17 protein-coding genes and 1 pseudogene are annotated in these 19,012 nt (G+C 59.2%); 7 read left to right on the forward strand and 11 right to left on the reverse strand.

Annotated features, from left to right (window positions below; all coding sequences use genetic code 11):
• Positions 1 to 29: 29 nt before the first annotated feature.
• Positions 30 to 1,010 carry a LysR family transcriptional regulator gene (locus K0F86_RS00865; protein ID WP_219132521.1) on the reverse strand — a complete coding sequence of 327 codons (981 nt, stop codon included), beginning with the start codon at positions 1,008 to 1,010 and terminating at the stop codon, positions 30 to 32.
• Between the two features lie 188 nt (positions 1,011 to 1,198).
• On the opposite strand from K0F86_RS00865, the gene K0F86_RS00870 reads away from it, so the two are divergent.
• A complete protein-coding gene (locus tag K0F86_RS00870) occupies positions 1,199 to 3,976 on the forward strand; it encodes a pitrilysin family protein (RefSeq protein WP_219132522.1) in 2,778 nt (925 codons plus the stop codon).
• Positions 3,977 to 4,007: 31 nt separating this feature from the next.
• Here K0F86_RS00870 and K0F86_RS00875 read toward each other — a convergent pair whose 3' ends face one another.
• The 5 genes from K0F86_RS00875 to K0F86_RS00895 all read right to left on the reverse strand — a co-directional run bounded on the left by K0F86_RS00875 (position 4,008) and on the right by K0F86_RS00895 (position 9,258).
• The gene (locus K0F86_RS00875; protein WP_219132523.1) at positions 4,008 to 4,475 is read right to left on the reverse strand and encodes a hypothetical protein; all 468 of its coding nucleotides are present in this window, start codon (positions 4,473 to 4,475) and stop codon (positions 4,008 to 4,010) included.
• On the reverse strand, positions 4,475 to 6,298 hold the full coding sequence (gene recQ, locus K0F86_RS00880; protein ID WP_219132524.1) for a DNA helicase RecQ: 1,824 nt from the start codon (positions 6,296 to 6,298) through the stop codon (positions 4,475 to 4,477). The genes K0F86_RS00875 and recQ overlap by 1 nt, the downstream gene beginning before the upstream one ends.
• Before the next feature lie 6 nt (positions 6,299 to 6,304).
• On the reverse strand, positions 6,305 to 7,150 hold the full coding sequence (locus tag K0F86_RS00885; protein WP_219132525.1) for an undecaprenyl-diphosphate phosphatase: 846 nt from the start codon (positions 7,148 to 7,150) through the stop codon (positions 6,305 to 6,307).
• A gap of 155 nt (positions 7,151 to 7,305) precedes the next feature.
• A complete protein-coding gene (locus tag K0F86_RS00890) occupies positions 7,306 to 8,454 on the reverse strand; it encodes an MFS transporter (RefSeq protein ID WP_219132526.1) in 1,149 nt (382 codons plus the stop codon).
• A gap of 33 nt (positions 8,455 to 8,487) precedes the next feature.
• Positions 8,488 to 9,258, reverse strand: coding sequence for a DeoR/GlpR family DNA-binding transcription regulator (locus tag K0F86_RS00895; protein ID WP_219132527.1), 771 nt, complete (start codon positions 9,256 to 9,258; stop codon positions 8,488 to 8,490).
• Positions 9,259 to 9,406: 148 nt separating this feature from the next.
• Between K0F86_RS00895 and K0F86_RS00900 the strand changes: the two genes are divergently transcribed.
• Positions 9,407 to 9,655, forward strand: a complete 249-nt coding sequence (locus K0F86_RS00900) for a hypothetical protein (protein ID WP_219132528.1) — start codon at positions 9,407 to 9,409, stop codon at positions 9,653 to 9,655.
• Positions 9,656 to 9,681: 26 nt separating this feature from the next.
• Here K0F86_RS00900 and K0F86_RS00905 read toward each other — a convergent pair whose 3' ends face one another.
• From K0F86_RS00905 to K0F86_RS00925, 5 genes are all read right to left on the reverse strand, one after another.
• Entirely contained in the window at positions 9,682 to 9,954 is a 273-nt protein-coding gene (locus tag K0F86_RS00905; RefSeq protein WP_219132529.1) for a YkgJ family cysteine cluster protein, read from the reverse strand.
• 70 nt (positions 9,955 to 10,024) lie between these two features.
• On the reverse strand, positions 10,025 to 10,894 hold the full coding sequence (locus tag K0F86_RS00910; protein ID WP_219132530.1) for a head GIN domain-containing protein: 870 nt from the start codon (positions 10,892 to 10,894) through the stop codon (positions 10,025 to 10,027).
• A 689-nt stretch (positions 10,895 to 11,583) separates the two neighbouring features.
• Positions 11,584 to 12,521, reverse strand: a protein-coding gene (locus tag K0F86_RS00915) for an IS5 family transposase (protein WP_374197256.1) whose coding sequence is annotated in 2 segments (ribosomal slippage) — positions 11,584 to 11,840 and positions 11,840 to 12,521 — 939 coding nt in all. Because the reading frame shifts where the segments join, the coding sequence is not laid out codon by codon here.
• 90 nt (positions 12,522 to 12,611) lie between these two features.
• Positions 12,612 to 14,051, reverse strand: a complete 1,440-nt coding sequence (locus tag K0F86_RS00920) for an ImmA/IrrE family metallo-endopeptidase (protein ID WP_219132531.1) — start codon at positions 14,049 to 14,051, stop codon at positions 12,612 to 12,614.
• 7 nt (positions 14,052 to 14,058) lie between these two features.
• Positions 14,059 to 14,604 carry a hypothetical protein gene (locus K0F86_RS00925; protein WP_219132532.1) on the reverse strand — a complete coding sequence of 182 codons (546 nt, stop codon included), beginning with the start codon at positions 14,602 to 14,604 and terminating at the stop codon, positions 14,059 to 14,061.
• 287 nt (positions 14,605 to 14,891) lie between these two features.
• Between K0F86_RS00925 and K0F86_RS00930 the strand changes: the two are divergent.
• The 5 genes and pseudogenes from K0F86_RS00930 to K0F86_RS00950 all read left to right on the forward strand — a co-directional run.
• A pseudogene (locus K0F86_RS00930) lies at positions 14,892 to 15,207 on the forward strand (helix-turn-helix domain-containing protein); the annotation flags it as partial.
• 504 nt (positions 15,208 to 15,711) lie between these two features.
• Positions 15,712 to 16,362, forward strand: a complete 651-nt coding sequence (locus tag K0F86_RS00935) for a TetR/AcrR family transcriptional regulator (RefSeq protein WP_219132533.1) — start codon at positions 15,712 to 15,714, stop codon at positions 16,360 to 16,362.
• A gap of 169 nt (positions 16,363 to 16,531) precedes the next feature.
• The gene (locus K0F86_RS00940) at positions 16,532 to 17,182 is read left to right on the forward strand and encodes a protein-L-isoaspartate O-methyltransferase (RefSeq protein WP_099761952.1); all 651 of its coding nucleotides are present in this window, start codon (positions 16,532 to 16,534) and stop codon (positions 17,180 to 17,182) included.
• Positions 17,183 to 17,195: 13 nt separating this feature from the next.
• Positions 17,196 to 17,519: a rhodanese-like domain-containing protein gene (locus K0F86_RS00945; protein ID WP_219132534.1), complete on the forward strand. Its 324-nt coding sequence runs from the start codon at positions 17,196 to 17,198 to the stop codon at positions 17,517 to 17,519.
• A 141-nt stretch (positions 17,520 to 17,660) separates the two neighbouring features.
• Positions 17,661 to 18,983, forward strand: coding sequence for a TolC family outer membrane protein (locus tag K0F86_RS00950; protein WP_219132535.1), 1,323 nt, complete (start codon positions 17,661 to 17,663; stop codon positions 18,981 to 18,983).
• Positions 18,984 to 19,012: the final 29 nt, after the last annotated feature.

A 19,012-nucleotide genomic window follows, 5' to 3' on the forward strand; every position in this document is an offset into this window, starting at 1 on the left:
GGTTATGCATTTATTGCATAGTTTGGAGGTCAGGATGGAATTGTGGTGACGGCTGCACGCCGGCGTTTTTTTCCGCCGCGCGCGGCGCTTTCCTGCGCCTGCAGCAGGTACTGCCACAGGCTTTCGACGATGGGCTTGCCGGGGCGCAGGCCCGACGGGCGTTCGCGGTACAAGCGGATTTCCAGCTCGATTTCCCAGCCTGGCGCGCCGCCGTCGGCACGTGCCAGGTGCTTGTACTTGACGTCGCGCATGACGGCCGATTCGGGCAGGAAGGCGATGCCGCGCCCCTCCAGCGCCATCATTTTGAGGCCTTCGGCCATGTCCGTTTCGTAGCAGGTTTCCAGGAACAGGGGCGCCTTGGCGTCGGCCACCAGCAGTTCCACCATGCGTCCCAGGTAGGCATTGCTGGTGTAGGAGAGGAAGGGCAGCGGCTGCTTGGCGCTGCCGGGCAGGACGAAGTCCGGCACCTTGTCCTGGCCGCAGCGCGCATACGCGCGCACGGTTTCGCGGCCCATCACCAGCATGTCGTAGCGGCCCGGGTCCAGCTGCACCGGCTGGCGCGGATGGTGATAGCACAGCAGCAGGTCGCAGCCGCCATCGACCAGCTGCAGCACGGCGTCGTGCACGTTCAGTGCCATCAAACGGCTGTTGATCGGTGCAAAACCGTCTTCCAGCGCCGTCAGCCACTTCGGCATGAAGGTCAGCGACAGGGTATGCGGCACGGCGAAATCGACGCTCGTTTGCGTGGCCGCCCGCTTGCCGCGCAACAGGGCGCGCACGCCGTTGATCTGCCCCAGCATTTCCAGCGCCTGCTCGTAAAACACGGCGCCGGCCGGCGTCAGGCGCGTCGGGTACGAGGTGCGGTCGACCAGGTCGATGCCGAGCCAGTTTTCCAGCGACTGGATGCGCCGCGAAAAGGCCGGCTGGGTGACGTGGCGCAGGGCCGCGGAACGGCTGAAATTATGCGTTTCAGCGAGCGAGATGAAGTCTTCCAGCCATTTGGTTTCCATCGCAGGATCGTACCGCCTTTATGGGCAAATGCAAAGGGCGCCGGCGCCCGCCGGGCAAGATTTCTAAAATGCAATCAATAATTCTTTGCTATCTAAAACATCTGGCAGAATACTTCACTGCTGCGGCCAGCCATGGTGCCTACTGCGCCGCATCTTCCCATGCGAAGTTTTCTTTTTTCAGGAATGCAATGAAACAGAAATTGTTGATGTCCCTGGCCCTTTCCGCCGCCGCGCAAATAGCCGTTCCCCTGCATGCCGCCACGCCGGCCGCGACCGTGAAAGCGGCGCCGGCCTCCCAGGTACCATTCCAGCGCAGCAATTACGCCCTCAAGCAGCAGAGATTCGTGCTCAAGAACGGCCTGACCCTGATCGTGCATGAAGACCACAGCGTGCCTGTGGTGGCCGTGAACCTGTGGTACCACGTGGGATCGCGCAATGAGCAGCGTGGCAAGACGGGCTTTGCGCACCTGTTCGAGCACTTCTTCTTCAACGGGTCGGAAAACTATCCGCATGGCTTCCGCGAAGCGATGGATGACCTGGGGGCCAGCAACCGCAACGGCACGACGGATGGCGACCGCACCAATTTTTATGAAGACGTGCCCGTGTCCGCGCTCGAGCGTGCCCTGTACCTGGAATCGGACCGCATGGGCTACCTGGGCAACTATATTTCGAAGGAGATGCTCGAGCGCGAGCGCGGCGTGGTGCAGAATGAAAAGCGCCAGGGCGAAAACCAGCCGTATGGCCGCGTGTGGCAAGAAATCAGCGCGCAGATGTATCCGTATTCGCACCCCTATTCATGGTCGACGATCGGCAGCATGGACGACTTGAATGCGGCCTCGCTGGACGATATCAAGCAGTGGTATCGCACCTATTATGGTCCGAATAACGCCGTCATTTCGCTGGCCGGGGACATCACGCCGGAGCGCGCTCTGGCGCTGGTGACGCAGTATTTCGGCGCCATCCCGCCGGGCCCGCCGCTGCCGCGCACGCAGAGCTGGATTCCGCGCCTGGACAGCAATATCCGCAGCGAGATGGAAGACCGCGTGCCGCAGGCGCGCATCTACCGCAGCTACCATGCGCCGGCGGTCAGCGACCCCGAGGTGGCGCGCCTGTCGCTGCTGGCTGATGTGCTTGCGGGGTCGAAGAGCTCGCGCCTGGTGCGCCGCCTGGTGTACGACAAAAACCTGGCGACATCCGTCCAGGCTGGCGTCAACGAAGGAGAGCTGGGCAGCACCTTCAATATCATCGTGACGGTCAAGCCGGGCGTCTCGCCCGCCGATGCCGAGCGCGAGATGGAGAGCGTGCTGCAGCAGTTGCTGGTGCAGGGACCGACGGCAGCGGAGCTGGCGCGCGTCAAGACGAGCGCGCTGGCGGAAGTGGCGCGTGGCAATGAGCGTCTTGGCCGTCGGGCCAACCAGTTGTCGGAGAACGCGACGTTCGGCGCCACGCCGGAAGCGTATCTGGACAAGCTGGAAGCGGTCGCCAGTGCCACGCCGGAGCAAGTCCGGCGCGGCGGCGCGGCCTGGCTCAATGGCTACAGCCACACCATGACCGTCAAACCGTTCGCGCAGCTGGCGGCGGAAAACTCCACGCTGGACCGCAAGCTTTTGCCGGCCCTCGGCACGCCGCCCGACGTGGCGTTTCCCGCCATCGAGCGCACGCAGCTGAAAAATGGCGTGAAGGTCGTGCTGCTGCAGCGGCACGCGGCGCCCATCGTCAACGTGACCCTGGCGCTCGACGCGGGCAGCGCCTCGGATAGCGCCGCCAAGGCGGGTACGGCGTCGCTGGCCATGGATTTGCTCGACAAGGGCACGCGCACGCGCAATGCCTTCGAGCTGTCCGACGCGCTTGAATCGCTGGGCGCCAGCCTGTCCAGCAGTTCGCTGGACGACCTGTCCCTGCTGCGTCTGCAATCAACGGCGGGCAACCTGGCGCCATCGCTGGCGCTGATGGCCGACGCGGCCCTGCAGCCGGCCTTTGGTGAGGACCTGTTCGCGCAGCAGAAGCAGCGCCGCTTGGCGCAGATCGGCCAGGAAAAGGCCCAGCCGACCAGCCTGGCCATGCGCATCGTGCCGGCTATCCTGTATGGCACGGAGAACGCTTATGGCCGGCCCGCTTCGGGCGATGTCAACAGCGTGCAAGGCCTGACGCGCGCCGACGTGGCGCAATGGCACGCCACCTGGTTCAAGCCGGGCAGCGCCACCCTCATCGTCACCGGCGACACCACGCTGGCGCAGCTGATGCCGGCACTGGAAGCGTCGTTCGGCAGCTGGAAGGGTGGCAGCGCGCCAGCCAAGGTGCTGGCCGCACCGGGCCGCACGGTGGGCAAGCGCGTCTTCCTGATCGACAAACCCGACGCGCCGCAATCGACCATTCTCGCCGCGCACCTGTCGCTGCCGCCGGGACAGCCGGAAGACCTGGCGATGGAACCCTTGATGCAGAACTTCGGCGGCATGGCCACCTCGCGCCTGAACCGCAATCTGCGGCTGGACAAGCACTGGAGCTATGGCACTAGCGGCGTGCTGACGCGTCCACGCGGCCAGCGCGCCTTCATGGTGCTGGCGCCAGTACAGACGGACAAGACGCGCGAAGCGATGCAGGAAGTGGCGAAGGAAATCCGCGACGTGGCGGGCGAGCGGCCGGTGCAGGGCGAAGAGTTCAACAGCATCATGCGCAATATGAACTCGCGCCTGGCGGGCCGTTTTGAAACCCTGGCAGCACTCGATTCGGCGGCATTGACGAGTCTTAACCAGGGTTTGCCTGACACGTACTGGTCCGCTTATTCGGCCAGGATGCGGACGCTCGACGAAGCGCAGCTGGCCAGTGCCGGCGCCAGGTTCGTGCGGCCCGACGAGCTGGTGTGGCTGGTCATCGGCGACCTGCGCAAGATCGAGGCGAGAGTGCGGGAACTGGGCTGGGGCGAGGTGACGGTGCTCGATGTCGACGGCAAGCCAGTGGCAAAATAAGTGTGGAAACGGCGCCCGCGGGCGCCGTTTTTTATGCCGCCGGCTGGTACAGCGCGGCGGGCAGACCGAAGAAGGACGGCGGGCCCAGGGTCGTGCCATCGAGCGAGCCGCCCGCGTTCAGGGCCTTGTTGATGGCCGACAGCAGGGAGCTGCGGTCGGCCAGGTTCTGCATCAGCGCGCGCGGACCATTGTGGAAGGTATGCTGGGCGATGTCCAGGGCGACGACAAAGATCGGTTCGCGGCGCAGGGGGAACTCCACCCACTCGCCATCGTCGTCCTGGGCGCGGAAGGTGTCGGGCAAGGTCATGTTTTCGGCGCCGGGAAGGTGCGACGCCAGCACCAGGCCGAAGGCTTCCGGCACCACGTCGGCCAGGCGGCGCACGCTAAGGTCGTCGCCCACCAGGGCACGGACTTGCGCTTCCACCGCGTCTTCTGCGTCGGGCTGGGCGCCGAGGATGTTTACGGCCTGATAGATCAGGTCGGACGAGAGTGCTTCCATCACATCATCTCCAGGATCATGGCGACGATTTCGTCGCCGTACGAGGCCAGTTTTTTCTCGCCCACGCCGCTCACGCCGCGCATCTGTTCCAGCGAGGTAGGCTTGGCCTTGGCGATTTCGCGCAGGGTGGCGTCGACGAAGATGACGTAGGCCGGCACGTTGTGCGTGCGCGCCGTCTCCACGCGCCACCAGCGCAGCTTGTCGAAAATCGCCTGCTCGCTGGTGGACAAATCCGTCTCGACATAACCCTTCGCCACGCTGGTGCTGCGCTTGCTGGTTTTCACCGGTTTCTGGTACTGGCGCAGCTGCACCTTCTGGCCGCCCTTGAGCACGGGACGCGAGGCGTCCGTCAGTTTCAGCGAGCTGTATTGTTCATGGTCGACCGAGACGAGGCCCAGCGCGATGGCCTGGCGCAAAATCGATTTCCACTCCGCTTCGCCCAAGTCCGAGCCGATGCCGAAGACGGATAGCGAGTCGTGGTGCCAGGTCTTGATGCGTTCGGACTCCACGCCGCGCAGCACGTCGATCACGTGGCCGCCGGCGAAGCGCTGGTCGACGCGGTAGATGGCCGACAGCAGTTTTTGCACGGGCACCGTGCCGTCGAACGACACGGGCGGCACCAGGCAGGTGTCGCAATTGCCGCACGGCGAAGCCGGTTCGCCGAAGTATTCGAGCAATCGCATGCGGCGGCAGCTGAGCGTTTCGCACAGGCCCAGCATGGCGTCGAGTTTCACGCCCAGCACGCGCTTGAAGGTGTCGTCCGCTTCCGATTCGTCGATCATGCGCCGCTGCAGCACCACGTCTTGCAAGCCGTATGCCATCCAGGCGTTGGCGGCCATGCCGTCGCGGCCCGCGCGCCCCGTTTCCTGGTAATAGCCCTCGATGCTTTTCGGCAGATCCAGATGCGCCACGAAGCGCACGTCGGGCTTGTCGATGCCCATGCCGAAGGCGATGGTGGCGACCATGACGATGTTTTCTTCACGCAGGAAGCGCGCCTGGTTGGCGCTGCGCTTGGCGTACTCCATGCCGGCGTGATACGGCAGGGCGCGGATGCCGCTCTGGTTTAAAAACTCCGCCGTCTCTTCGACTTTTTTACGCGACAGGCAGTAGACGATGCCGCAGTCGCCCGTGTGTTCCGTGTTGATGAAGTCGAGCAGCTGCTTGCGGCCATTCGCCTTTTCCACGATCTGGTAGCGGATGTTCGGGCGGTCGAAGGACGAGACGAACTGGCGCGCGTCTTCCAGCTGCAGGCGCATGGCGATTTCGGCGCGCGTCTGCGGGTCGGCCGTGGCGGTGAGCGCGATGCGCGGCACGTCCGGGAACTGCTCATGCAGCACCGACAGCTTGATGTATTCGGGACGGAAGTCATGGCCCCACTGGGCCACGCAATGCGCCTCGTCGATGGCGAACAGGGAGATTTTTGACGCCTGGAACAGGTCCAGGCAACGCTGCGTCATCAGGCGCTCGGGCGCCACGTAGACGACGTCGATGCCACCCGTGCGCACCAGGCGCTCGATGCGGCTCGCCTCTTCGTAGGTTTGCGTGGAATTGAGGAAGGCGGCGCGCACGCCGACTTCCTCCAGCGCGTCCACCTGGTCCTGCATCAGCGCGATCAGCGGCGAGACGACGACGCCCACGCCATCGCGCAGCAGTGCGGGAATTTGATAACACAGAGATTTGCCGCCGCCCGTGGGCATCAGCACCAGCGCATCGCCGCCATGGCTGACGTGGTCGACGATGTCGGCTTGCTGGCCGCGGAAGGCCGGATAGCCGAAAACGGTCTGCAGCAGGTGCAGCGCGCGCTGGTTAAGATCTTGATTCATAGTGCCTTATTCTGCCCAAACAACCCAGCCGTAATGGGCGCTGGCCAGGACCAGCAAGCCAAACACAATGCGGTACCAGGCAAAAAACGTGAAGTCGTGCGAGCTGATGTAACGCAGCAGCCAGCGCACGCACAGGAAGGCGGAGATGAAGGCGGCCACGGTGCCCAGGCCGAACAGGGGCACGTCGGTGGCCGACAGGATGTCGCGCGCTTTGTACAGAGAATAGGCGGTGGCGGCCAGCAACGTCGGGATGGCCAGGAAAAACGAGAATTCGGTAGCCGTCTTGCGCGACAGTCCCAGCAGCATGCCGCCGATGATGGTCGAGCCGGAACGGCTGGTGCCGGGAATCAGCGCAAACGCCTGCGCGCAGCCCACTTTCAAGGCGTCGAGCGGCGTCATTTCATCGACCGAGTTGACGCGCACGGTGACGGGATTGGTGCGCGCGCGGCGCTCCACCAGCAGGATGATGATGCCGCCGATGATGAAGGCCATGGCCACCGGCACAGGCTTGAACAGCGCATGCTTGATCATCTTGCCAATCGCCAGTCCGATAACGGCCAGCGGGATGAAGGCGATGGCCACGTTCAGCACGAACTTGCGCGATTTGACCTCGGTGCTGAAGGTGGACAGCACACTGCCGATGCGCTGGCGGTATTCCCAGCAGACGGCCAGGATGGCGCCGGCCTGGATGGCGATCTCGAAGACATCCATGACTTCTTTCGAGACATCCTTGGTAAAGTCGAGCAGGCTGCCGGCCAGGATCAGATGTCCCGTGGACGAAATCGGCAAGAATTCGGTAAAACCTTCGACCAGCCCCATGATGATGGCTTTTAACGCAAGAATGAGATCCATAGATATATAAACGGGTATAAGTGACAGGATGGGGGGAGCGCATGGCGCCAGCAATGCGCGCGGGGTCGAAGCTTACCACGACAGAGGCTTGCGGACCTTATTTGGGCGCTGGCGGGCAGTGCTTTTTTAGCGCCGTCCGCCAGGCAAGGGGAGGGTCAGGATACCTGTTTTGCCGGCGCCACCAGGCGCGCGCTGGCCGCCACCAGCAGCAGCGCGGCGCCCAGCATGGCGAAGGCGATATTCAGGCTGGTGGCGTGCGCCACGAAGCCGATGACGGCCGGACCGGCCAGGATGCCGGCATAGCCGATGGTGGTGATGGCCGCCACCGCCAGGCTGGCCGGCATGGCACGCTGGTTGCCGGCGGCCGTGAACAGGATGGGCACGATGTTCGCCGCGCCCAGGCCGATCAGCACGAAGCCGGCCATGGCCAGGCTGGCGTGCGGCGCCAGCACGGCGAGGAAGAAGCCTGCCGCCGCGCACAGCCCGCCAAAAGTAAGCACCCGCTTGCCGCCAAAGCGGCTGACCACCTTGTCGCCCGTGAAGCGGCCCAAGGTCATGGCGATGGCGAAGGCGGCGTAGCCGAGGCCACCCTTGGCTTCTTCCACGCCGCGCGTGGTGGTGAGGAACAGGGCGCTCCAGTCGAGGATGGCGCCTTCGGCCAGGAAGACGATAAAGCACAGCAAGCCGATGAAAATGACGGCGCCATGCGGCATGACGAACAGCGGCGTCTTTTCGCCCGAGGCGGACGCCGTCGGCAGCAGATGGCCTTGCGCCGCGCCCAGCACGCCGCACAGCAGCAGCATCACCACCACGCAGGACCAGGCCGGCGTCAGGCCCAGCCACAGCAGCAGGGCCATGCAGGCCGCACCGGCAAAGCCGCCCACGCTGAACAGCGCGTGAAAACCCGACATCATGGCGCCGCCGTTGGCTTTTTCGATGATCACGGCCTGGATGTTGATGGCCACGTCGAAGGTGCCCATGGCCGCGCCGAACACCAGCAGCACCAGGCCCAGTTGCAGCGGCGTGGCGGCCAGCGCCAGACCGGGCAGGATGGCGGTCAGCAGCAAGCCGGCGCCGACGATGACCTTGCGGCAGCCGAAGCGTGCCGCGAGCATGCCTGTAAACGGCATGGCGCACAGCGAGCCGGCGCCCAGGCACAGCAGCAAGATGCCGAGGGTGGCTTCATCGAGGCCCAGGCGCGACTTGGCGTAGGGAACTAAAGGTGCCCAGGCGGCCATGCCGAGGCCGGCGGCAAAAAAGACCAGGCGCGTGGCGCGTTGTTGCAGGGTGCCGGTGAGATGCATGGGAGAGCTTTTCCAGAGTCGGGGTGGATAAAATCAGGCGCGGGCGCGCAGCACTTGCACGCCCAGCCGTTGAAAGGCGGCCACATGGGCAGAGTCGGCATCGGCTTCCAGCACCAGGTGCTGCAGCAAGCCCGTGGCCAGCACGCCGAACGGTGCGGCCGTGCCCAGCTTGTCGCTGGTGACGGCGACCACGACGGCCTTGCTGGCGCCGGCGATGCTGCGCTTGAATTCGGCCTCGTCATAATTAAAGGCCGTCACGCCCGCGTCGGCGTCGGCGCCGCAGGCACCGAGGAAGCACAGGTCGGGATGCATGCGTTCGACGGTGCGCAGCGCCTGCGGGCCCAGGCTGGCGCCGGCACGGCGGTCGACCCTGCCGCCAGCTATGATCAGCTCGATTTCCGGGCGCTCCATCAGCGCCATGGCGATCGCGGGGGCATTCGTGATGACAGTGAGCGCCAACTCCGGCAAGGCGCCGGCGATGGCCAGGTTGGTCGACCCCGCATCGAGAAACAGCACCTGGCCCGCGCGCACGAGGGACACGGCGGCCTGCGCCAGGCGCGCCTTGCGTTCCGGCGCTTCCTGCTTGCGCTGCGTCAAGGTGCCACCGTCGGGCGCCAGCGGCAGGGCGCCGCCATACACGCGCTGGCACAGGCCGGCCGCCGCCATCTCGCGCAGGTCGCGCCGTATCGTATCTTCGGACACGTCGAGCTGGCGCGCCAGGTCCAGCGCCAGCACGCGGCCGTCGGCGTGCAATTGTTGCTGGATCAGCGCGTGGCGTTGTTTGAGGAGCAGGGTGGCGGACATGGGTATATTTCTAAAACGTGCAGGAATGTGAATGAATATACGCAAACGTGCAATCAGAGTCAAGTGTACGGCGTGGTGCCGTAAAATATTGCCGAAAAGATATAAATTCTGTTAGTGTTGTAAAAAATGGAATGAATAAAGGAATACCATGCTGTCACGTACATCGTTGCTGGCCACCTTGCTGGGCCGTGCCTTGCGCCGTCATGGATGGGGAATGCTGGGTGCAGTATTGTTGCTAAATGTCATGCACTGGATGCGCCACCGTACGCTGGACTGGAGCGATGCGCGCGTTTCCCTGTTCCTGCTGTTGACCTATCTGGGCCTTGCCATGCTGTTGGAATACAAGCGCCTGCGCGACGCGGAGGAAGCATCGGCAGCAGCCGAAGATGGCCGCTAAGCGGTAACGATGGCAGGGGCTACCGTTCAGGGCGCCGTCAACCGTTCCAGTTCGGCCAGCCAGCCGATGGCATGTTCGCGGCTGCTGCCGCACATGTCTGCCGACGGCTGCAAGCCGCCGCAAAAGGCGGGCCGCTCCGGCTGGCCAAAGATCTTGCAGCGGTTGTCGTCGGCCAGTTGTATGCAGCGTACGCCCGCAGGTTTGCCATCCGGCATGCCGGGAATCGGGCTGGTGATGGACGGTGCGGTGCAGCAGGCGCCGCAGGATGGCCGGCATGCCAGGGTGGCAGAAGGTGACATGGGATTTCAGACGGGCGGGTGAGGAGCCGACAGTATAGCAAGCCGGCCCCGTGTCTCGCCAGGAGCGTGATTAGCGCACGATGCTGACGCGCTTGCCCGACAGGGTGCGGCGGGCCGGATCGCCATGCACGGTGATGCGGCCGGAACCGCTGGCGCGGGCATTGACTTCATTCTGGACGGTGACATCGATGTCGCCGGAACCGTTGCTCGCCAGATAGGCAACGTCGCTGCGCAGGGCCGCCAGGTTGATATCGCCCGAGCCATTCACGTTCGCGTCGAGGCGCTGTACGGCGCCGCTGGCGCTGATGCTGCCCGAGCCGTTAAGGGCCACGTTGATGCGTTCGCCGCGCAGGCTGCCCAGCTGGATGTTGCCCGAACCGTTCTGCACCGCATCCGTGTTGCCGCTGGCGAGGGCCGCCGCGTTGATGCTGCCCGAGCCATTGTTGGCCACGTCGAGGCGTCCCACCGTGCCCGACAGTTCGCTTTTCATCGAACCGCGCTGTTCCAGGCTGAAATCTTCGCCATTGAAACCACTGGCCACCAGGCGGCCAGAGCCGGAGATGTTGATCTTCTTCAATTGCGGCGTCGTATAGATGACGTGGATGCCATTGCTGCTGCGAATGTTCGTATCGCTCCAGATGCGCAGGGTATTGCCGCTCACTTCGCTATGGATGTGCGGCTGCAGATTGCTGTCCGCTTCAATCACCAGCGATGTCGCCGGCCCGACGCGCACGTCAATCTTGATGTCGATGCGCTTCATGCTGTCGATGTCGAGCGTGTTGATGGTGCTGACCTGGCGCACGTCGCGGCTCACTTGCTCGTTGCCCTGGATGGCATTGCCGCCCGATTCGGCATAGCGCACTTCGCCATCATTGGGGCTGATGACGATGGCGCAACCGCCAAGGGCAACGGCACAGCACAGGGCCAGCAAGGTACGCATGGTGTTTCCTTTATGATTGTTGTAGTTCAGGACAAGAAAAAAGCCGGCTACCGCGCCGCGGTTGCCGTGCTGTCGATGGCAAGATAGCAAATCCGACACGCTTGCTGAGTGGAAATGCGATGAACTGCGCAAAACGGGGGCTGAAACGCATTCCGGTTCACCCGGTGCGACAGGGTCCGGCGCCAGAGGAGGTGTCGCCAACGCCGGCACGGAGCGTACAATACCCGTGTTCGGCGTGCCGGGCGGTGCCCCGCGTCGTGCCAGCGGTGTTACGTCGGAATAGAAACTTGAATGAGGTCTTTTTGAAATCAAGGACTTAAGATTTTCAGTTCTTCTTTATCTCACATGTACATTCTTGATTAGCTCCCCGTACAAGCTACTTTATAGATAGCTATTTTAATATATTCTTGAATGGTTCTTGGTGTATGAAGTCGGGTGCGGGCGATCGGCATTGATAATGGGGTCTAACAGTCGCCGCATTATGGCTGGTGCTTAGTTAAGCCGGCCGGATACGGCGGCTCCGATTCATTATTTGATGTCCCTAGGGAAGCGCTGATCAATTCACTTTTTCGCCAGCGCGCCGCGCGAATTCGCGGCCGGGTAATATCATCAGCAAATATCTGCATTTTTGAGAGCCGATACAAGCTCTTTTTGGGCGAATTGGTGCTGCGTTCGTCGCCTTTCGGTGATCAAGACGGTTTTCGGGTTTCGGTGACGGTAAAGCGCCTGCCGGCCAACACCAGATTGGCGAACGCGAACAGCGTGAACAGTTGCGCCGTGTTCTTCGCCAGCCCACGGTAGCGTGTTTTTTTATGACGGAACAGGTTTTTGATGACATGGAACGGGTGCTCGACTTTCGCCCGAACACTGGCCTTCAGATGCTCCAGTTTTTCTGTCAGGCGCCCCAATTTGTTGTTGGGCAGCGCCTTTCGTTTGGAGCGTTCATGGCCACGTGCCAGATGACGGCTTTGCCGCCATTTTCCGGCCGTTTCTCAACGCCCTGGTAACCCGCGTCGCCGAGCGCTGCGGTTTCGTCGCCGTGCAGCAGCGTATGCGCCTGCGTCACGTCCGAGACATTGGCCGCTGTGCCAACGACAGTGTGCACAAGGCCCGATGCTGCGTCGACGCCAATATGAGCTTTCATCCCGAAGTGCCAGTCATTGCCTTTCTTGGATTGGTGCATTTCAGGGTCGCGTTTGCCATCCTTGTTATTGGTCAACGGTGGCGCGGCGATCAGCGTCGCGTCGACGATGGTGCCTTCGCGCATCATCAAGCCTTTCTCGGCCAAGTGTCCGTTGATCGTGTCGAAGATCTGGCGCGTCAGCCCGTTGGCCTCAAGCAGGTGGCGGAACTTCAACAAGGTCGTCGCGTCCGGCGCCGATTCGCGGCCCAAGTCGATGCCGACGAAAGCACGAATGGATTGGCTGTCGTAGATCGCGTCTTCGATACCTTCGTCCGACAAACCAAAGCATTGCTGGGCCACGTACATGCGCAGCATGCGCGCCAGTCCGATTGGCGGACGGCCGGCTCCCTCGACCTTCGGATAGAACGGCTCCACGGCTTTATACAACTTGCCCCAAGGCGTCACGCTGTCGATCTCGGCCAGGAACCGATCACGCCGCGTCAGTTTTTTCTTGGCAGTATATTCAAGGTGGGAAAAGCTCTTTTACATGGTCGATGGCGGACAGTGGGATGCCGTTATTGTCTCAGTTCGGACTTACTTAGCTATTACTTCGCTACCAAGCTCAATAATTGTTTTCATACCATCAATAAATTCAGATTCTTTACAGCATAGAAAACTTGCCGCACTATCGGAAGTAATTATTTTATTCTCACATGCTAACGCAACAATCCAAGCAAATTTTCCTCTTCTAGTTATGGGTGTAGATTCCACAGGGAAATAGTCAATTGATAGATTCTCTCGCGCAACCCAAGAAAGATCTGGATTGGGAAGTGTAGTATTTTTTACTTGGCTAGTCACTCTTTTCGTAACATTATGAATGTGATACTTTGCAGCTCCAGCCCCTACTCCAAATTTCACCATAGCTTCTTCTATAAGATCTCTAATGTCTGGAAATTTAGCGGACATTTGTTTAACAGCATCATGCGGTAACAGAAATTCAATAGCAAATGCATTGGCTCTCATTTCCACATAATCTTGCTTTGGATCAGTTACACTTCTTTCCATATCTACATAACGATCAACTTGCAATTTATTTAAATTCTCTTCCGAATCCCACAATAAATGACAAAGCTCATGACTTAATGTCATCCTCCTAACCCATACATTACTATTAGTTCCATTTTCATTAACCACTATCCCTCTAACGTTACCGTTTGAGATAGTTGCCCCAGAAAATTCACTAGCTAGGGATTGCTGTACTAAAGGAATCTCCAAAACTTCCTCAATTAAGACACGAAGACTATCTATTGGATCCATCAAAGACAAACCAAGCATTTTTCTTGTTTTTTTTGCAAGTCCATATCCAGCTTCGTACGCTAATTTTTCTAATTTAGTTTCATGCTTTATATTAAAATTTATACGCTTTGATGACTTATAACCCAGCATTTCGACAATATCTTGCTGTTTTGAAAAAACCCAAGCAGCTTCAGTTAATCCTAATACAGTCCTACCATCAAAGATATTAGCTTCAGGTTTTTTCGAATCTTTATGTGATGACATCTCACGCAATCTAACACCCAAATCAGAGTCACGCCCACCATTTGACTGATAGCCAAGGAGCATCTCGTCAAGAGCAAGCGCCTGCGCTATACTCTCGAGAGTTCTCATTTTAGATAATTTTCCAGCAGTTTCAGCATTTATTACATCTGAAGTTTTAACGTTAGCAGACCTAGCCAATTCCTCTGGCATTAAACCTAGTTCAATTCTACGTGCCTTCAATGTAGCTGCAGGTTCTGATGGATCAGAAATTAATGATGCAGCACCTTCTTGCGCAACTTTAGATAATATCTTTAGGCCAAATTTTTCAAGTACTTCTACAGCAGTAAAAATTCTTCCTTTAGCTTGTGGAGATGCATAAGCAATCTGAACCTGACTTCGGACGAACCGATGATTAGAGGTCTTTGCACGCTCTTTTTCAGTGGCACCAATTGACTCATCGCCAAAAACTTCATTTAAATATTTATTTTCATTCATAGCGATTTTATCCGACAAATTGTGGATCTACACCAAGGAAAGGAAGTGGCTTATTTGCCTCGTCATCGTAACCCATATTCCAAACCAAATATCCAGAATCGGAAAATGCCATCGCAATACTTAGCATTTCTTCTTCTGATTTTGGCCCATATCTACCTGAACAACCATTGATGATTATTTGGCAATCATTCAAAAATATAATTTCACCACCGGAAAATGCTTTGCCGCCACCTGTTAAATTTGTGTGCTTTATAATTTTTGATTCCAATTTTTTCCCAAACTCACATTGTTCTTCTGCGTGAACAACGTCTTCAGACCTTACAACCCATAAATGTTGCCCCTGCACCATGTCGCCTGTAATCAGAGGTTGCATATTTGAATCTTCAGATTTTTTTTGGGTGGATTTTGCCCCATCATTCAGAAATTTCAAGCCATCACCTTCACTAATTTGAACCTTTTGGTCACTATTTGAAATTAGATTTTCAGGCGGAAATTTAGCTTCTTGTAAAAATTTTCGGAGTTTATCAAAAGCTGGCAGCGTAAGGAGCATCATCAAAACCTAGCAGGACACACAAAAAGAGGATTTTATCACTCTCTTATGCATTTCAAACGTTAAATTTACCACCTTTTTTTTACAAAAATAAGTTCGTCGAAGCAGGAACTTTAACTATTTGACCACTTGCAGCCGTGTCGGGATTTTGCCGCACTGCTCCAACGTGCAAGACTGTTGATTTGCAGCGAAATCTGACCCACTTTGCCACATAATTTGCACACGAAACTGACCCACGTATAAGACACAATCCTGCTCATAACATTGAGTGGGGAATTGGAGTGATCGACGTGGCATTACTAGGCATTATTCGACGCTGGCACATTCGCGACCAGGTCCCTTTGAGAGAGATAGCCAGGCGTTTAGGCATCTCTAGAAACACCGTCCGACGCTATCTGCGATCGGAAACCGTTGAACCGACCTACTCAGAGCGGCGCTCTACCCGCGCCATCGATAAATACGCGTTCCAGCTTTCTGCGCTCTTGAAGACCGAAGCGGCGCGATCACGCAAGCAGCGGCGTACGCTGAAACAGATCCATGAAGACTTGAAGGAATTGGGATTCGAGGGGTCTTACGATAGGGTCGCGGCGTTCGCGAGAACCTGGAGGGAGGGTCAAACTGAGAGGGTCAATCCGTCCAGCAAACGAACAGCTAGGCAGCGACTTTTCCGACAAAGTAGACAAACGGTTCGATCTTGTTTTTGCCGAACGCTCCGCAATGGTTTACGCGATGGATGACATTCCCAGGCCAAACAAGCCGAGCGACCCGCGTGTACTATCCATACGATTCGCTGCGGACCTCACGACCGTTACTTCTTCCCTACCTCAGACCGCTATAATGGCCTTGCAAAGCATGTTTGGCCGGTGATATAAGGCTTTTTGCATCGGGATGGAGGCATGAGTACGAGGTTGTGCGGCATTGTGGTTGCCGGAGTCGTCAGCAACTTGCATCCAAGTTTTGCACCGCGTGCAGGTTTATGCGTCGTCGCGTGCAACTTTATCTGTCGTCCGTGCAAGCTTATGCGTCGTCCAACGAAGCGGCCTGCGCTTGACCTTGGCGGTAGACAGGTCTACTATTAATGACTCAAAAGTAAGTTACTTGGAAAGACACATGCAAGCCCCGATTGATACCAAGCCCCGCTGGGAGCGGCGCAAGGATGCCCGCCCACAGGAATTGCTCGCCGCCGCCCTCGACCTGTTTGTCGAACGGGGCTTCGCATCGACGCGCCTGGAGGATGTGGCCAAGCGGGCCGGCGTGTCGAAAGGCACGCTGTACCTGTACTTTGAGAATAAACAAGAGCTGTTCAAGGCCGTGGTGCGCGACAATATCGTGCAGTCGATCGGCGAGGCGGAAGACAGCATGGCCGCCTCGGACAGCAGCAGCGCCGAGTTGTTGCGCAAGGTGATGATGCAGTGGTGGGAAGAGTTCGGCGCCACGAAACTGGCCGGCTTGACCAAGCTGATGCTGGCCGAAGCGAACAATTTCCCGGAACTGGCGCAGTTTTACAACGAAGAAGTCGTCACGCGCGGCAATGCGCTGATCGTCAGCCTGCTGGAACGGGGCATGCAGCGCGGCGAATTCCGCCAGGTCGATCCCGTGCTGGTCAGCACCATCCTCAGCGCACCCGTCACCATGCTCATGATGTGGACGCACTCCTTTGTGCCGTGCGAGGTCAAGAATATCGATCCGCTCGCCTATATGGATGCGTTTATCGACATGAGCGTGCGCAGCCTGCAGGTGGAGGCGCCTGGAAAAAGCTGATGCGCTGAGCCTGCTTCCACCGTTCAGTTGCCCCTTTTCCAAGGTTCGCCCCCCCAAATCTGCAGATCGTCGCAAATTTCCTCCATTCCCCGCCTTTATGGTTAACATGTGCTTTCAGCCAGTTCAACGATAAAATGGCGGATTATTACTTCACTTACCGAGTCCAAAGATGAATATCGAACAAGCCCGCTTCAATATGATCGAACAGCAGATCCGTCCATGGGACGTACTGGATCTCGACGTGCTGGAGCTGTTGAACGTGGTCAAGCGTGAAGATTTCGTGCCGGCCGCCTATAAAAACCTGGCCTTCGTCGATACGGAAATTCCACTGGGCGGCGGCGAATGCATGTTGACGCCAAAGCTGGAAGCGCGCATTTTGCAAGACGTAGCCGTCAAGAAGCATGAAAATGTGCTGGAGATCGGCACCGGTAGCGGCTATATGGCCGCTTTGCTGGCGCACAAGGCACGCCATGTGACGAGCGTGGAAATCGTTCCCCAATTGAAAACCCTGGCCGAGCAGAACCTGGCCGCCAACGGCGTGACGAACGTCACCGTGGAACTGGGCGACGGCGCCCAAGGCTGGAGCAAGGGTGCGCCGTACGACGTGATCGTCGTGTCCGGCTCCCTGGCCGTGTTGCCGGAAGCACTGTTGCAACAAGTCAAAGTCGGCGGCCGCATCCTGGCCATCATCGGCGAAGCGCCGATCATGTCGGCGCACCTGATCACGCGCAGCTCGGACAAGGCTTATGACACGCGCAAGCTGTTTGAAACCAATGTCACGCCGCTGCAAGCGGTGGCACCGTCGCATTTCCAGTTCTGAGGCGACCGATTCGATGGAGCATTTGAGTGCACCGCAGCTGGCCGCCTGGCTGGCTGACCCTTCCCGCCCGCGTCCTGTTTTGCTGGACGTGCGGGAACAGTGGGAGTTCGATCTGTGCCACCTCGACGGGGCCACCCTGATGCAGATGAACTCGATTCCTGCGCGCATCGATGACCTCGATGAAGACGCCGAGATCGTCTGCATCTGCCATCACGGCATGCGCAGCATGCAGGTGGCGGCCTTCCTGGAGCGCAATGGTTTTGGCAAGATCAGTAATTTGACGGGCGGCGTGCATGCCTGGGCGCTGCAAGTCGACAGCGCGATGCCGAAATACTAAGTTAATTCGCAGTAGATGCACCCAGGCATGTTTTCCTGCATGCCTGCGGAGGCCTGTACCCCGCTGATCCGGCGGGCGCAAGGCATGCGGTAGCAGATTTTTGATTCCATCAACTTTTGACGACTCCAACGGAGAAATGCAATGCGGAAACCCCTTATCGCCGTGCTGATGACCAGCGCCTTTGTCTCGATGACATGCTCGCTGCAAGCGCAGGCGGCCGATCTCATCCAGGTGTACCAGCAGGCGCTGGCCAATGACGCGCAGTACGCCAGTGCGCGCGCGGCCCTGTCGGCCGGGATGGAGCGGGTTCCGCAGGGGCTGGCAGGCTTGCTGCCGCAAGTGTCCGCCTCGGGCAGCAATACGCGCAATAACATCGAGCCGATCACCAGCACGATCTCCATGCCCACGGTCAAGGTGCACACGAATAGCTACAATCTGACCCTGGCGCAGCCGCTGTTCCGCTGGGACCGCTGGGAAACGTATCAGCAAAGCAAACTGGCGCAGGCGATAGCCGAAGCGCAATTTGCACAGGTGCAGCAAGACCTGATCACGCGTGTGGCGCAGGCGTATTTCGACGTGCTCAGCGCGCAAGACAACCTGGGCGCGACGCAGGCGCAAAAGGTCGCCACGACGGAGCAGCTGGCATCGGCCAAGCGCAACTTCGAAGTCGGCACGCAAACGATTACCGACACGCATGAAGCGCAGGCGGCCTACGACCTGGTGGTGGCGCAGGAATTTGCCGCCATCAATGACCTGGCCAACAAGCGCAGCGCGCTGCAAACCATCATCGGCGAGGCCCCGGCATCGTTGGCGCCGATGCGTACGGGCGTGGTCCTCAGCGCGCCGGAACCGGCCGCCATCGATCCGTGGGTGAGCTCGGCGGAAGAGCAGAACTACGGCGTCGTCACGGCCCAGTTCAACGTGGAATCGGCCAAGCGCGACATCGGCCGCAACCGCGCCGGCCACTATCCGACGCTGGACCTGATCGCCAACGCGGGCCATACCTATACGACGGGCGGCGGTAACGGCAATTCCAACAACAACGCCATCGGCGTACAGTGGAGCATCCCGATTTTCAGCGGCTTTGCCGTCACCAGCAAGGTGCGCGAATCGATTGCGCTGGAAAACAAGGCCCGCAACGACCTGGAAACGGCACGCCGCACGGCATCGCAGGGCGCGCGCCAGGCTTTCCTGGGCGTCAATAGCGGCCTGGCGCAAGTCAAGGCGCTGGAAGCGGCGGAAGTGTCGAGCAAATCGGCGCTGGAGTCGAACCAGCTCGGTTACCAGGTGGGCGTGCGCATCAATATCGACGTGTTGAATGCGCAGAAACAATTGTTCTCGACGCAAAAAGACCTGTCGAAAGCGCGCTACGACACCATCATGAACGGCTTGCGCCTGAAGGCGGCGGCCGGCACCCTGAAGGAAACGGATTTGATGCCCGTCAACGCCTTGCTCGACAAGTAAGCGCGCTCTTGCTCTGAATGAAAACCAGC

Source organism: Janthinobacterium sp. UMAB-60 (assembly GCF_900095235.1).
Classification (GTDB): domain Bacteria; phylum Pseudomonadota; class Gammaproteobacteria; order Burkholderiales; family Burkholderiaceae_D; genus Janthinobacterium.